The sequence below is a fragment of the Pleomorphochaeta sp. DL1XJH-081 genome (assembly GCF_049310885.1).
In the GTDB taxonomy this organism is placed as follows: domain Bacteria; phylum Spirochaetota; class Spirochaetia; order Sphaerochaetales; family Sphaerochaetaceae; genus CAYZJV01.
Map to the genome: position 1 here is coordinate 306786 of NZ_JBMDYO010000003.1, position 14095 is coordinate 320880.

The 14095-nt window shown below is 45.2% G+C and carries 14 protein-coding genes; 4 read left to right on the forward strand and 10 right to left on the reverse strand.

Annotation, left to right across the window (positions count from 1 at the left end):
• Position 1 precedes the first annotated feature (1 nt).
• Positions 2-1009 carry a lipoate--protein ligase gene (locus tag ACODJP_RS07985; RefSeq protein ID WP_422480292.1) on the reverse strand — a complete coding sequence of 336 codons (1008 nt, stop codon included), beginning with the start codon at positions 1007-1009 and terminating at the stop codon, positions 2-4.
• Between the two features lie 82 nt (positions 1010-1091).
• On the opposite strand from ACODJP_RS07985, the gene ACODJP_RS07990 reads away from it, so the two are divergent.
• Both ACODJP_RS07990 and thyX read left to right on the forward strand, forming a co-directional pair.
• A complete protein-coding gene (locus ACODJP_RS07990) occupies positions 1092-1808 on the forward strand; it encodes an RsmE family RNA methyltransferase (RefSeq protein WP_422480294.1) in 717 nt (238 codons plus the stop codon).
• A gap of 42 nt (positions 1809-1850) precedes the next feature.
• Complete coding sequence (thyX, locus tag ACODJP_RS07995; protein WP_422480295.1) at positions 1851-2672, forward strand: FAD-dependent thymidylate synthase; 822 nt, start codon at positions 1851-1853, stop codon at positions 2670-2672.
• A 21-nt stretch (positions 2673-2693) separates the two neighbouring features.
• Here the strand turns inward: thyX and ACODJP_RS08000 are convergent, their stop codons facing one another.
• The gene (locus tag ACODJP_RS08000; RefSeq protein WP_422480297.1) at positions 2694-3638 is read right to left on the reverse strand and encodes a 2-oxoacid:acceptor oxidoreductase; all 945 of its coding nucleotides are present in this window, start codon (positions 3636-3638) and stop codon (positions 2694-2696) included.
• Positions 3639-3694: 56 nt separating this feature from the next.
• Positions 3695-4942: an SPL family radical SAM protein gene (locus ACODJP_RS08005; RefSeq protein WP_422480299.1), complete on the reverse strand. Its 1248-nt coding sequence runs from the start codon at positions 4940-4942 to the stop codon at positions 3695-3697.
• Between ACODJP_RS08005 and uvrC the strand changes: the two genes are divergently transcribed.
• Entirely contained in the window at positions 4941-6779 is a 1839-nt protein-coding gene (gene uvrC, locus ACODJP_RS08010; RefSeq protein WP_422480301.1) for an excinuclease ABC subunit UvrC, read from the forward strand. The genes ACODJP_RS08005 and uvrC overlap by 2 nt on opposite strands.
• Here the strand turns inward: uvrC and holA are convergent.
• The 5 genes from holA to hpf form a co-directional block, all read right to left on the reverse strand.
• Positions 6760-7812: a DNA polymerase III subunit delta gene (gene holA, locus ACODJP_RS08015; protein WP_422480303.1), complete on the reverse strand. Its 1053-nt coding sequence runs from the start codon at positions 7810-7812 to the stop codon at positions 6760-6762. The two genes, uvrC and holA, sit on opposite strands and share 20 nt — an antisense overlap.
• Positions 7802-8419 (reverse strand): transcriptional repressor LexA, encoded by a 618-nt coding sequence (gene lexA / locus ACODJP_RS08020; protein WP_422480305.1) that lies wholly within the window; start codon positions 8417-8419, stop codon positions 7802-7804. The genes holA and lexA overlap by 11 nt, the downstream gene beginning before the upstream one ends.
• A 9-nt stretch (positions 8420-8428) precedes the next feature.
• Positions 8429-8692 (reverse strand): HPr family phosphocarrier protein, encoded by a 264-nt coding sequence (locus ACODJP_RS08025; RefSeq protein WP_422480307.1) that lies wholly within the window; start codon positions 8690-8692, stop codon positions 8429-8431.
• Between the two features lie 2 nt (positions 8693-8694).
• Complete coding sequence (gene hprK / locus ACODJP_RS08030; RefSeq protein ID WP_422480309.1) at positions 8695-9675, reverse strand: HPr(Ser) kinase/phosphatase; 981 nt, start codon at positions 9673-9675, stop codon at positions 8695-8697.
• 138 nt (positions 9676-9813) lie between these two features.
• Complete coding sequence (gene hpf, locus ACODJP_RS08035; RefSeq protein ID WP_422480311.1) at positions 9814-10116, reverse strand: ribosome hibernation-promoting factor, HPF/YfiA family; 303 nt, start codon at positions 10114-10116, stop codon at positions 9814-9816.
• Between the two features lie 150 nt (positions 10117-10266).
• Here hpf and ACODJP_RS08040 point away from each other — a divergent pair, with 150 nt between their 5' ends.
• Entirely contained in the window at positions 10267-11940 is a 1674-nt protein-coding gene (locus ACODJP_RS08040; RefSeq protein ID WP_422480313.1) for a diguanylate cyclase domain-containing protein, read from the forward strand.
• Here ACODJP_RS08040 and rpoN read toward each other — a convergent pair.
• Both rpoN and lptB read right to left on the reverse strand, forming a co-directional pair.
• On the reverse strand, positions 11933-13354 hold the full coding sequence (rpoN, locus tag ACODJP_RS08045; RefSeq protein ID WP_422480315.1) for an RNA polymerase factor sigma-54: 1422 nt from the start codon (positions 13352-13354) through the stop codon (positions 11933-11935). The two genes, ACODJP_RS08040 and rpoN, sit on opposite strands and share 8 nt — an antisense overlap.
• Positions 13351-14094 (reverse strand): LPS export ABC transporter ATP-binding protein, encoded by a 744-nt coding sequence (lptB, locus tag ACODJP_RS08050; RefSeq protein ID WP_422480317.1) that lies wholly within the window; start codon positions 14092-14094, stop codon positions 13351-13353. Before lptB ends, rpoN begins: the two co-directional genes overlap by 4 nt.
• Position 14095: the final 1 nt, after the last annotated feature.

Below are 14095 nucleotides of genomic sequence, written 5' to 3' on the forward strand. Positions count from 1 at the left end.
TTCATTCCATCTCCTTCTCCACCAGTGCCGCGACGTCGACCGCCATGGCTTGGATTTCCGGAGGAAGGTCTTTCGTTCCATCCAGTAGCGTGTATCTGATATCCTCTGGTGCGTAACGGGTTCCTGGGAGAACTTCTTGTACCCGTTCGATGAATTCCACCGAAAGAGAATCGCTGAAAATATTGAGTCCGGCGACCTTTCCTTCCCTGATATCGATATCCAATGTTATTCCTCCCCAAGGGAAACGAGCGGAGATAGGATGGGCGAACTGGGGAGAAGAACCGAAACGCCAGTTCCAATCGGAATAGAGTTGGTAGGTCTCATACAATGAATCAATTTTCGAGAGGCGCTCGGTAGTCAGATCTTCAACTTTGCATGATTCACCATAGGTCTTTTGGAAAGTTGCAATTATCTCATCGCATAATGAGTCGTGGGTAAGGGCACTAGCGTATTCTGTTAGATTCGCTACACGGCTTGCCACAGACTTGACACCTTTGGACTGCAATTTTGTCTTATCGGGTGTGAGATATTGGGGTAGTTTTCCCATATCGGTTTTTATGAGCAGTGTCCCGTGGTGGAAAGCACGTTGTGTTGTCATACGGAATGCACTTCCAGAAACCTTTTTCCCGTCGACAAGAATATCATTTCTACCCGATTGTTCTGCTGTTATACCAAATTTTTCTAATGCTTTGATGATGATTCCGAAATTCCTGTCCTTATCATATTCGTTCCGGGGAGACATGAATGTAAAATTCGTATTTCCTAAGTCATGATAAACTGCTCCGCCTCCGCTCTGTCTTCTGGCAAGCACTACACCATCGGTCTCCATAGCCTTGATATTGCATTCGTTCCAAGGATTCTGAAATCTTCCGATGACGATACAGGGTTTATTGCGCCAAAGGAATAGGACATGATGGTCTTCTGGAAAGGTTTTAAACAACCAGTCTTCAGTTGCCAAGTTGAACCATGGATCATGGTGCTCCGCAGTGAAAATCTTTATCTTAGACATCGCCCTCTCCCATCTACCCTTGTACAGGTTGCCTTATGATACTGTGTTTACAGAGCGCATGCAACAGCATATACTCCCTTCCATGAATATCATCCTGTTCCAACAATGGCCAGATAATCATTGTATTCCTTATTCTGATTATCGTGGAGAACACATTCGAAAAGTCCTTCGGTTGTCTCCTGGAGATAGTTTTTCCATGGGTAAGGTCAATGGGGATAGAGGCATAGCTACAATCGATAGCATGGATGAAACGGGTATCCATTATAGTTTCAATAGGACCGCAGGAGTTCTTGCTCTCCACCCAGTTACTCTCTTGGTTGCACAAGTACGTCCCATCTGTATGAAACGGATTCTCCGAGAGGCAGTTAGTCTCGGTGTCGAGGAGCTACTGGTGGTAGGAGCTGATACTGCTGAACGTTCCTACGGGTCGGCTAAACTCTGGTCTACCGGCGAATATGAGAAATATCTTTTGGATGGTGCGATGCAAGCTGGACAGACAGCTCTTCCCCGATTCTCGCTCCTAGAATCTATAGACGACTTCCTTAAGAGACCACAACATTGGATACATAGGATACTATTGGACAATGTAGATCATAATCCTCCTCTCTCCAAAGCGGAAGGCTTAGGTGCTCCTGTACTTTTAGCAGTTGGCCCGGAGCGGGGATGGTCAGACCGGGAGCGGACTCTATTCGTCGATTCTGGTTTCATGACACGTACTCTAGGCGGCAGGATATTAAGAACGGAGACCGCTTGTAGCGCTGGTCTTGCCGTATTGCTTGGAAGGATGGGATTGCTCTAGCGTGGATGTTATGGCAAGATAGAGCTTCTGGAGGATGATGATATGGCACATTGTATAGTACCCGAGGCAGAAGCAATTCTCGATAAGGAATTTCCTGTCTTAGATAAGGGCTTTGTCCGCTTGGTCGACTATTTGGGATCGGATTCTCGTATCGTCCAGTCAGCCAGAGTCTCCTACGGAGAGGGGACAAAAAGTTTTCGGCAAGACAAAGGCCTTATTACCTACTTGATGAGAAATGATCATACATCACCTTTCGAACAGGTTAATTTCACCTTCCATATCAAGATGCCGATATTTGTTGCACGGCAGTGGATACGTCACCGTACTGCAAGGGTAAACGAGATTTCGGGACGCTATAGTGTAATGGCCGATGAAGCTTATATCCCTACCTTGGAACATATCAATTTCCAGAGTGACGACAACAAACAAGGTCGTTCCGAAGAGCCGGTTGACCCAGTCCTCCAACAGAAGGTTGCCCAGATACTGAAGGATGATCAGCAGAGGGCTTTCACGACCTATCATGAGTTGTTGGATCTGGGGATTGCCCGCGAATTGGCTAGGATTGATCTTCCTCTCAGCCTCTATACCCAATGGTATTGGCAAATGGATTTGCATAACTTGTTCCATTTTCTGGAATTGCGACTTGACAGTCATGCCCAGTATGAAATACGTGCATATGCTGAGGTGATTCTATCGATGGTCAGAGCTGTATGTCCGATGGCATGTGAGGCATTTGAACGACTGGTTGTAGGGGGCAAGCGTTTCTCTTCAACTGAGCTAGAAGCATTGAAAGCAATGTTGGATGGTCAAGATTGTCCACTCTCTGGACGTGAGAAAGAATTATTCGACGAAAAACTTCGTTAAGAAGTCTAAAGGGAATAGAGACTAAGCGGATTTCCGTAAGAATCTTCGTCTCTTTCGGCGTACCTTCCGCTTTATCCTGTGTTTCTTCGCAACCTCCTTTGCAGACGGTGGTAGAGCAGGAATTTGTGGACGCTGCATGAGCAGCTCGGGATGGCTGAGATAGTCTTGAAGGATTTGCATGGACTTGATGAAATAGAAGCCATCGGCAATCCTTTCATCCACGGATACTCCAATTTGCATTGTATCCATATGTGTTTGGTTTCCCTCTTCATCAACCATTCTTTTTCGTTTCAGCATTCCCATAGTAAGAAATAGTGAGGTAGTCCCCCATTCATAGAGATGGTGATGAGGGCTTCCCGAAAGATTGATACTACCGAGATTTGCGACGAAAGCGGATGCATGCAAACCATCGGCATCTCTAAGGGCTTTTGGGGCGAGCCCGATTACATCAAAGAATCGGATTATGGCTAATAAGGATCTGAGTACCCATTTGGGAAAATGGAGGAAGAAACCGATTGCCGAGTCGGTATCGTTTCCATCTCCTCCATTACGGGATTCTTCGATGGTTCTATTGATAATAGACGCTATTTCGGGGAACGTCATATCGGGTTCGAAATAGAGTATGGCCGTGTGCTCAGGAGCCTCATCTGTATAATCTTCCTTCACCACAAAATTCAGCGATAACTCGTTTCTTTGCCAACAATCATAATTCATGATGAATCGATTTAAGTGGGGTCGGACAGTTATTGTTCGGAGTAGGGCACTGAGGAAGAGTTCGAAAACCCGATATGTATGGTCTCCAGGATCATTTCTGTTGAGTTTTTTAATGAATCGGATTCCTTCCGTAAGATCTACCGTGAATTCGTGGTAGACAACAGCATCGCATCTTTTGGGCATGGCATAGGGAAGGATTCGTTTGAAAGGAGGGAGGTCTGCAACATAGGTTGCGTCTGATCTACGTTTCATCTTTTTCTCTACAAAAATATGATTCGTGTCAATTATGGTCACTCGTTTGAGAGTTGTCAACCTTTTCTAATCTTTCTCCAATAGTGGTTTTTCATATCGAGTTCAAACGCCTCGTTGTCTGGATATGACCGTCCGAACACAGGCTCCCACAATTGAGGAAGTTCCATACACAGATAAAAGAAAGGACCGTTTTCAGTTTTCCAATCAGCTGGAAAGCATTTGTACGCATGTGTAAACATCTGTTGTTTCACCTCCGTCGGATACGAGTACTTTCCTGCCGACTCGGTCAGCTCCATTTGGAGAATTCTGCTTGGTTGTTGGGATTGTCTCAGTTGTCTCAATACCTCCTTTGTGAAGGTGAGAGTACCCATCGATACCATAACCACCTCCTCTATGGAAAACCGCTCTGTTATTGCATTTACAACGAAACGGTATTCTTCTTCCCATCCTGAAAAATAGACCATGGGATGAAGATGAAAGCCCACGAGGATGCCTGCATCAGCGGCTTTACGAGCTGCCTTCAATCGGTTTTCCAATGATGCGCTCTTATGTTCTTCCTTTCCTATAATGGTAGGAGCATTCAAAGACCAGGTGGCAATCATATTCGGAGGAAAATCGACCTGCGAAATCCAATCAGTCCTGCTTGATTTGGTCTTCAGTTCGACCACGACTTTGGGGTTATTTTTGGAGAAATCCGCCAAAGCTGTTAGTATTCCATGATCATCGCCCCATAAAAGAGAATCTGAGGATTGTCCGGTTCCTATATGCCAAGCATCGGAGGGTAATTCGAGATTATCGAGCCTTTGGGGGAGGTTGGCTGTAAAAATGATTTCATCCTTGTGGTAAAAACTTTGGATCGAGCAGTAGGAACAGGCAAAAGCACATTGCTGGACAACATCAAGGGTGAGCAGATTACAGCAGCGAGTCTTTTCTCCCGATACCGGACAAGGGCAACGTCCAAGTAACCGGGTCTCTGTGAGTTCCTCTACATGACTTGGTTTGGCATTGAGTTTCGGTTTATCGAAGAAGTTGTCATATTCAGTGGGCATGCGACGTAACGTGGTTATTTTATCCATTACGTCTTTCATCATAGCCTTGAATTTGGCTTTCCCCGTCAACTGTCCACCCGCTTTCTCATCCCAAAGCTCTTCTATGGGTGACTGTCTCCAGAGAGTAAGGTCTATCGACTGTTCTATCAGGATCCGCATCTGCTGATATGTCGGGTGATAGGTTTCTGCTAGGTGCTGGAGGAAAACCCGATCCGAATCAGTGAGACTTGAGGCTAGGGGATGTTGCTCGATCATGGTGCTATTGTGCTGCATTCTTGCATTTTCATCAATCGGAGGCTATGCTGTTGCCCATATGGGAAACACTCCAAAAGAACAAGCAAAATCCTTGCCCCACCTTCCTGGCGTATATCTGATGAAAGATTCATCGTCTAAGATTATCTACGTTGGTAAGGCTAAGGACTTACGCAATAGGGTGACCTCCTATTTTCTTAGTGGAAGGGATATCAAGACCACCTTCCTAGTAAGCAAGATTGCCGATATCGAGTACATCATCACAGGTAATGAGTATGAAGCTCTGGTATTGGAGAACAATCTCATAAAGAAGTACAATCCACACTACAATATCTCCCTCAAAGATGGCAAAAGTTATCCTCTCATCAGGATAACGAATGAACCGTTCCCCAAAGTATTCAAGACACGAAGGATTATCAACGATGGTTCTGAATACTATGGACCCTATCCCGATGGCAAGAGTCTAGGTCAGTATCTGGAGCTCATAGACAAGATGTTTCCATTGCGTAAGTGTGGTATACCACTTAGGAAGCGATATACACCTTGTCTCTACTATCATATTGGTCGTTGTTGCGGTCCTTGTGCCGGTTTGGTCACAGAAGAGGAATATGCGAAACATATCGATAAGGTAAGGGCTTTTCTCCAAGGAAAGGATGATGACCTCATACGGCAGGTACGTGAAGAGATGTTGTTAGCTGCGAAGGAGCAAAAATTCGAACTCGCAGCTGAAAAGCGTGATCTCCTTCTAGCCCTAGAATCGGTGACAAAAGCACAACAGGTTCAGGACTTTTCCACAGAAAGCCGCGATTATGCCGCATGTGAAATGAGGATGCATCTGGCCACAGTCTCGATCATGCAGATTCGGGATGGAAAGCTGATGGGAAAAGCTCTCTATCGTGCAGAGACATTCGGTGATGAGACAGAGACTTTGTTGAACTTCCTTACCCAATACTATGGCGATGGCGGAAATATACCCCAACAATTGTACGTATCGCATGATATCGATATTGCTTTGGTTGGGGCGTATTTCGCACAAGAGTTGAAAGTTCCTACAGAAGTATCTGTTCCCATTGAGGGGAAGCACTATAGAGTGCTTCGGATGGCCACAGAGAATGCAGCAAGGGATGTAGAGAAGAGGCTTAAGAGTAGGGAGAATCCTGAAGCTATCGAAGAACTCATGGATGTTTTGGAACTTGAGAATCTCCCGAAGCGAATAGAAGGCTTCGATATCGCTCAGTTAGCAGGAAAATTTACGGTAGCATCGCTCATAACATTTCAGGATGGCAATCCTGATCGAAAAAACTATCGTCGTTTCAATATTCGTAGTTTGGAGGGTCGAATAGATGATTTCGGAGCTATCCGGGAGGCTGTAACCAGACGGTACACTAGGCAGGTTAAGGAGAAACAACCATTACCCGATCTCATTATGATAGATGGAGGTATAGGGCAAGTACATGCGGCAAAAGAGGCTTTGGCGGTCTTAGGATTGGACGATATTCCCGTTGTCGGTCTGGCAGAACAGTACGAAGATATTCACTTCCCCGATGGCCGTCCTCCGTTACGCTTGCCAGAATCTTCTCCGGCTCTTAAAGTTTTACAGGCAGTACGTGACGAAACCCACCGTTTTGCTACTTCACTGAATCAGCAGCAACGATCGAGGGAGGCAACCTTTACGTTATTGGAGTCGATCCCTGGGGTAGGACCTGCAAGAAGCAAGAGGCTCATGCAGACCTTTGGAACCTTGGAAGCTCTGCTTTCGGCAACAGCTCAAGAGATGGCAAGTGTTGGCAAAGTGCCTTTGCCTGTAGCGGAAAAGATACTCAAAACCTTACATCTGTAGAAAAAGATAAAGTTGTCAGTGGTTTTGGAGGAGTCCCTTTCCTTTTCATGATGATGCCCACCAGCTGCTCAAGCAACATTGGTTGCATATCGGTCCCAAGTTCTCTGGTCTTAATATCGAACTCACCGATTCTCGCCAGTATGGATCGGCTGTTTTCCAACGGATATCGTTTTACCGCTTCAGCATATATGCCATGATCCTTTTTCCGTCTGATTGGGGTTGCCTTCCCCATTACCTTAACCTCTTTTACAGCTTCTTCCCATCGATTACCCAATTCCAAGAGCTCCTCCAAGGACACAAGTCTCCTGAATTGCCACATCAGACCTGCAAGAAGCGGTACTGCCTCACCATCACCTGAACGTATTAGGGTGTAAAGGACATCGAGTGCTCTTTCGTAACTACCAGTAGCCATGTGTTCGAATAAAGAGAATACACTCTCTTGTCTTGTATGCTCGATGTACTTTTCGACATCCTCTTCGGAAACCGTATCCTTACCATCTGATGTTAAGAATTGCATGAGCTGTAAAGCCGTGGAACGAAGTTCCTGTGTATTGTTCTCTACCAGCTCTAAGAGAATCTCAACCGCATTGCTGGTAATGACGAACCCTTCTCGTGAAAAAATATTTTGCAGCCACTGTGGTTTTTGATTGTCGAACATCTCCCAGAATACCTTAGTGTTTTCTTTGGGCACGGCCGATGATATTTTATTCGATATGTAGGTTTCGTTGCTAATGATTACCAATGTTGCTGAATCATTCGGTTCCTTCAGGTATTCGACAAGTTCTTTAATTTGTGTGGCCTGAAGGTCTTCTGCTTGGCTGAGGATTACAAGCCGATGTTCTGAAAACAGTGAATTGTTATGTAATGCGGTGAATATTTCTCCGTTAAGGGTCTCAAACGGATAAAAACGATAGATTTCCGGATCTGAGCCGAATTCGGACCTCAGGGTATTGCGGATCTCCTTGAGACGAACTCCTTTTTCCCCAGTCTCTGGTCCCAGAAGGAGATGTATCCTCTTTGTATCAGTGCCCATAGTCTCTTATGATCATGTGCAACTTTCCGATAACCGTGACATCCTTGGAATAGATTGAGCCGTATTTCGGATTTGCAGGTCTTAGTTCGATAGCGCTGTTGGTGAGATAGTATCGTTTCAAAGTAACCCTGTTTTCTTCACCAACCCGGACTACAACAATCTCTCCATTGTTTGCGCTTCCAGCCTGCTTGATAATAGCCAGATCTCCATCAAGGATACCTGCATCTATCATGCTGTCCCCTTCAACGTGTAACGCGAAGTAGGGACCTTTTCCTGAGACAAGGGATGTGGGTATATGGAGTTCATAGTCTTTGTTTTCTTCAGCTAGGATCGGTTGGCCGGCCGCCGTGTTGCCCAAAACTGGTATGGCAATGGTCTCTACTGAAGGGGAGGTGTTAAAACCAACAACACCAGTTGATCGTGAAATTCCTTCTGACGAGTGGATTGCGCCTTTACGCTCCAAAGCCTTCAGGTGGTCATGCGCTGCTTTCACGGTTATGCCAAAAGCATTTGCAATATCTCTAACAGCAGGAGCGTAGGAATTGCTTTCGATATACCGTTTGATAAATTCGAGGACTTCACTTTGTCTTGCCGTCAGACCTTTCACTTGCTCCTCCTATTCTTCGAACCGGTTGGTGAAGAGTTGTTCTATCGCATCGGCAGCTTCGACTTCATCAGGCCCTTCCGTGCTAATAGTCAATTTTGATTTATAGGCAGCACCGAGGGTGATGATACCCATGATCGACTTACCGTTGATCTTCATCCTATCCTTCTCCATATAGAGGTTGGATGAGAATTTGTTCGCTACCTTCACGATCAATGCCGCTGGTCGGGCATGGATTCCGGCGCGGTTCAGAACCTCGACTTCTCGTTCCACCATGATCAAAATGTCTCCTCGTTGTTATAATACAGGTTCCTTGCTGATTCGCTTTCGAGCCACTTTAGGACACTCTGGTCAAATTCCTTGGCAGAATAATAACCAAGTTTCTTCAAGCGTTCGTTACGTGCGGCTGTCTCTATGATAATCGGAACATTCCTGCCCGGCTTGACCGGTATTTCGAGTTTTGGGACATCTATTCCCAGTAGGTTCTCAGATAGATCTTCACCTACCCGATCGTAATTCTTGTTGGAATCCCACTCTTCTAAATGGACAAGGAGTTGAACCTGTTTCTTGTCTCTAATGGATCCTACACCGAAGAGGTTCGCAAGATTAAGTATTCCTATACCCCTGATTTCCATATGATGGGCGAGCATTGGATTTTCTCCGCTTCCAATCAGGTAGGTATCGCTGATATTCCTTAGCTTGACTGTATCGTCACTGATCAATCGGTGTCCCCGCTCGATCAATTCCAATGCTGTCTCGCTTTTACCGACCCCACTTTCTCCAGTGATGAGAACCCCGATTCCATAAACTTCGACCAAGACACCATGGATGGTTAACGTCTGAGCGAAAATTTCATCCAACATCTGGATCAACCCTCGCGAGAAGTCAGCTGAACCTAGTGCAGTCTGTAATACGGAGCAACCAGAGCGTTCTACAATTTCAATAATTCTCAGGCTCGGACGACCACCATCGCAGAAGATGCAGGTGGGAACAGGGTAGGAGAAAAGCCGTTCTAGGGAGGATAGATTGTCCTCAGCTTCAAGCTTCTTCAAATATTGTTGTTCACCGCGACCGAATACTTGTATGCTTTCATGGCTGAATTCATCGAAGAATCCACTGAGTGGAAGTCCAGGGCGACTTATCTTTGAATTGGTAAGCTTACGTGATAGACCACTCCTGCCGGCAATACAGGTCAGCTGCAAGTGGTTATGTTCTTTCAAATCAAGATCCAGAAGATCGAGAATGGAAAAGTCTACCATGGTTCCTCCTTCCGCACTATACCACATTTTATGCGGATATGTGAGCGTTTGTTAAGTAGTTTTGACTCCTCTGATGGAATAAAATGCCCCGGTTGTCCCGGGGCACTTATACTTACGGCTTCCCTAAGTGGGAAGATCTCATTTGGTGTGTTCTTGTATTTTTCCTTTTTCCTTCCTAGCCGTAGCTTCGAGTTTGTCGACCAGAAGTTCGATACCTTCATACAACTCATAGCAGTCGGTATTTACCATCTTTATCGGACCCCAGGAAAAGTGGATTTTCCCATCGAGGTGATAGCCTTGCCCAACGTGCTCCTTCGCAACCGTAATGGTCAAATCATGGATGAAGCTCTCTGCGAATGAGAGTTTTTGGAGTTTTTTATCAAAAAACTCACGCGTTGTGTCGCTCACATTGTAGTGGATTCCTTTGATTTCTAAATTCATAGGTCCTCCTTCAATAAGGTCGTATAGAAAGGATACGACCGGCGATGGGAAAAGTCAAATGGAAAGCCGATCCTCATTTTTATTGAAAATCACACCAATTCCAATAAAAATATCTCTCTATTGCGAATTTTCATGATATGATGGAACATCATGGCAAAATGGAGCAAATTTATACGCATCCTGTTGTATGTGCTCTTTATTCTTGTTCTATCGGTAAGTCTATTCGATGCAGCCAAAGTAGATATTGACTCCGTTTGGAAATCACCTTCGCATGAATTATCCGAGGGCTGGACCTTAACTGTTGAGGGTCTTGTGGTGGATGACGATTTTTCTGTGCCTACGGTTGTTGATATCGGATCATTGAAAGGAAAATCTATCATCCTTTCCAGGAAATTGAGCGAAGATGGGACCGCTACCAACAGTCTCATGTTCCGAACTTCTCAGAAGACGGTACAGGTATATCTTGATGGAGTAGAGATCTATAACTACGATGCGAATCTCTCCTCGAGACGAGGTAAAATTCCCGGCTATATCAGTCATTTCGTTTGGTTGCCGAAAGACTATAGAGGAAAGATTGTTGAGATAGCTATGGTTGGTCATAGCGAGAAGACCAGTGGAACTTTCTATCCTGTTTATCTTGGATCACGGGTTTCTCAGATCATGGAATTGTTGATCTATGATGGTTTTTCCCTATTTTTCGGTATCCTCATACTCCTTACATCGGCAACAGTGTTCCTGCTCGCAGTTACTCTGTTCAGGAAGATGGAAGTGCGTAAGAGTGCGGTTGCATTCGCAGGAATCGAATTGTGCGCCGGTACGTGGATAGTAAGTGGCAGCATGTCAGTTCAACTGCTTATCCATAACCAGGTCTTTATGTTGCTTGCGGGAGTGGTCTCCATGTATCTACTTCCAGTGTTTATAACACGTTTTGTAACAACCATGTACAAGATTCCACAATCGTTCCATTTTAGTCGGGTAGTACAGATTTTTCCTATAGCGTTCATTGTCTTTTCCTTGTTGCAGTATTATAACGTGGCGACCTACTATGCATCGTTCACTCCTGGGGCGATTGTTCTCTTCATCTATCTTCTGGCACTGGTGTGGTTCTGTTATAAGGCCTACAGACAGGGGAATAGAGAGATACGGCAATTCTTAATCGCTATTCTATGGTTACTGTCATCCGTTTTTGGGGAGTTGGTACTCCTGCTTCTTCCACGACATACCTTGTTGAACGCACTGGTCTTCCATGTTGCAATACTTGCATTCGGACTCGTGTTGCTGAGACAAGTATTGCACCATGTCATGATCTTTGTCGAGCAACGCGGTAAAGAGGAGTATCTGCTCTCTTTGGCCAATACAGATGGTTTGACTGGAGTAGCGAATCGACGGGCATTTGAAGATCGGCTTTCTACGCTGAGGGGAAAACCATTTGAAAATCCAGTGGGTTTGATGATATTCGATGTCAACAATCTCAAAGAACTCAACGATGAAAAGGGACATGTGGCAGGTGATGAATTGTTGAAGTTGATTGCGGGTACCCTCGAAAAGAGTTTCTCCCAAGTAGGTACTGTCTACAGAATTGGAGGAGATGAATTTGCCATGATCTGTTCTCCTTGTAGTACAGAACGATATGAAGTCGCTCGAGATGCATTGTTTACCGAACATAGGGAATTGGGTGACGCTTCTTCCGCTGTAAGTATTGCCTTTGGTGAGGCTTTCTGGGCAAAGGAAGATGACTTCGAATCAATCGATGAATTGTTTTCCGTTGCCGATGGTAGAATGTACAAACATAAGATAGAGATGAAGCGGGGAGTGGTTAGGTAGGGCGCTCATAAGAGGAATCGATGTGAAGATTCTTTCGGTATTTGCTCACAGTCCTTCGTGCGATCTTGATACCCTTTTGTGCTAATTGATCCGCAATCTTCTGGTCCGACAAAGGTTTTTCGCCATCGTGTTGTTCGATCATTTCTTTAACCATATCCATGACTGCACGTTTTGATACATCTTCCTTACCAGGAATGGTCGTCTGCAAAGCCGAACTGAACAGTTCTTTAATGGGGAGTATTCCCCAATCTGTGTCTATGTATTTACCTTGTACGGCTCGGCTGATGGTAGTCTCATGTAGAGAGAGCTCTTCGGCAATCTGACGATAAGTCAGTGGCTTTAGGTAGCGTGGCCCTCTGAGGAAAAAACCATGTTGGAATTTTAGAAGCTCCAACCCGATTTTCTTCATTGTTTCACTACGCATATGTATTTGTGAGATCAATTGGTTGGCCGATTTAACAGCATTGTTGATATATGCTGTCGTTTCATCATGTGCACTATCTCGAGGATCAGCTGAGAGAGAGGTAAATTCCGGATCAATAGTGAGTGTAGGAAGAACCTCGGTATTCAATCGCAATTGTAGCCTTCCCTCGATCTTTCTGACAAAGAGGTCCGGTACAACATAATGTGTTTCCATGGTATCGTACTGGAGGCCAGGGAATGGATTCAGGGTCTTCAAATACCGATAGATATTCTGGACCTCTTCTTCACTCGTCTGAAGATCTCTGGCTACCTCTTTTATCTTGTTCAAGCGTAAGAGTTCCAGATACTCATAGACTATCCGGGAAAAAATACCCAGTTCCCTCGTGGAGAGATTGTCGGCTTTTGCCTGGAGAACCAGAGACTGCCGGAAATCGTCGGCCGCTATACCAGGTGGATCCAGACTCTGCACAATGGGAAGTGTCGCTAGCAAAAGGCGTCGCTTTTCCCCTTTTGCCAAAGTCTCCACAGGGTTGCGATGGAATCCATTGTGATCTAGATTGCTGATTATCATCTTACCGAGTTCGTATTCGGTTTCACTGATTTTCAGACATCCCAATTGTCGAAGCAGGTAATCCTGAAGGGTCTCTGATGTCGTCAGAGTACCCTCGAGGAATTGTTGGTTCTTATCAGAGGCCTCTTGATCATAATTGCTCGAAAGTCTGACTGTCGATCGGTATGTAGAGGGATCGTAAGCAGCACTATCGCTGAAATCATCGTCAGGTCGACTGCGCTGTTCTTGTTCTGATATACGTTCGATTGAAACGGATCTGTCGGTAGGAATTTCCAACGCTGGGTTCTGTTCAATCTCAGTCTTTATTCTCTGCTGTAATTCGAGAGTGGACATAGCCAGGATTTCGAAAGTCTGGATGAGTTGGGGAGAGAGTGTCAGCTGTTGTTTGAGTGATTGTTGTAAACCTAATGAGGGACTCATATGCTATCACCTTCAGAAAAATCCTCACCAAAATAGATTCTCCGGGCTTCGGAGTTTTGTAAAAGCTCTTCCCGCTTCCCGCTTGCAAGAATCTCCCCCTCATTGATAATGTGGGATTCGTGTGTTATGGCCAACGTATCCCGGACATTGTGATCGGTTATTAAAATACCGATGCCTTTTTCAGAGAGTCTCTTCACCAAACGTTTTATTTCATACACTGCTTTTGGGTCGATTCCTGCGAAAGGTTCATCGAGTAAAAGGAACAGCGGATTACTTGCCAAGCTTCTTGCGATTTCAGTCCTGCGACGTTCTCCTCCACTGAGTGTATAGCCGAACTGTTTCCTAATTGGAACAAGCCCGAATTCATCCAAGAGTTGTTCCACCACAGAATGTTTCTCTTCCTTCATAAGATCACTTCTGGTCTCGACTACAAGTTTGATATTATCTTCTACACTCAGTTTTCGGAAGATGGATGGTTCTTGCGGTAGGTAAGAGAGACCAAGTCTGGACCGTCGGTACATGGGCAAATTTGTTACATCCTGATGATTGAGGATTATCGAACCACCATCCGAACGAATGAACCCTACGACCATATAGAACATGGTAGTTTTGCCAGCTCCGTTTGGACCAAGTAACCCGATAATTTGTCCCGACTCCATAGCAAGGGATACATCCTTAACGACCATTTTCCTTCCGTATCGTTTTGCGAGATGGTTCATCTGAAGGGTTGCGTGTTTCATG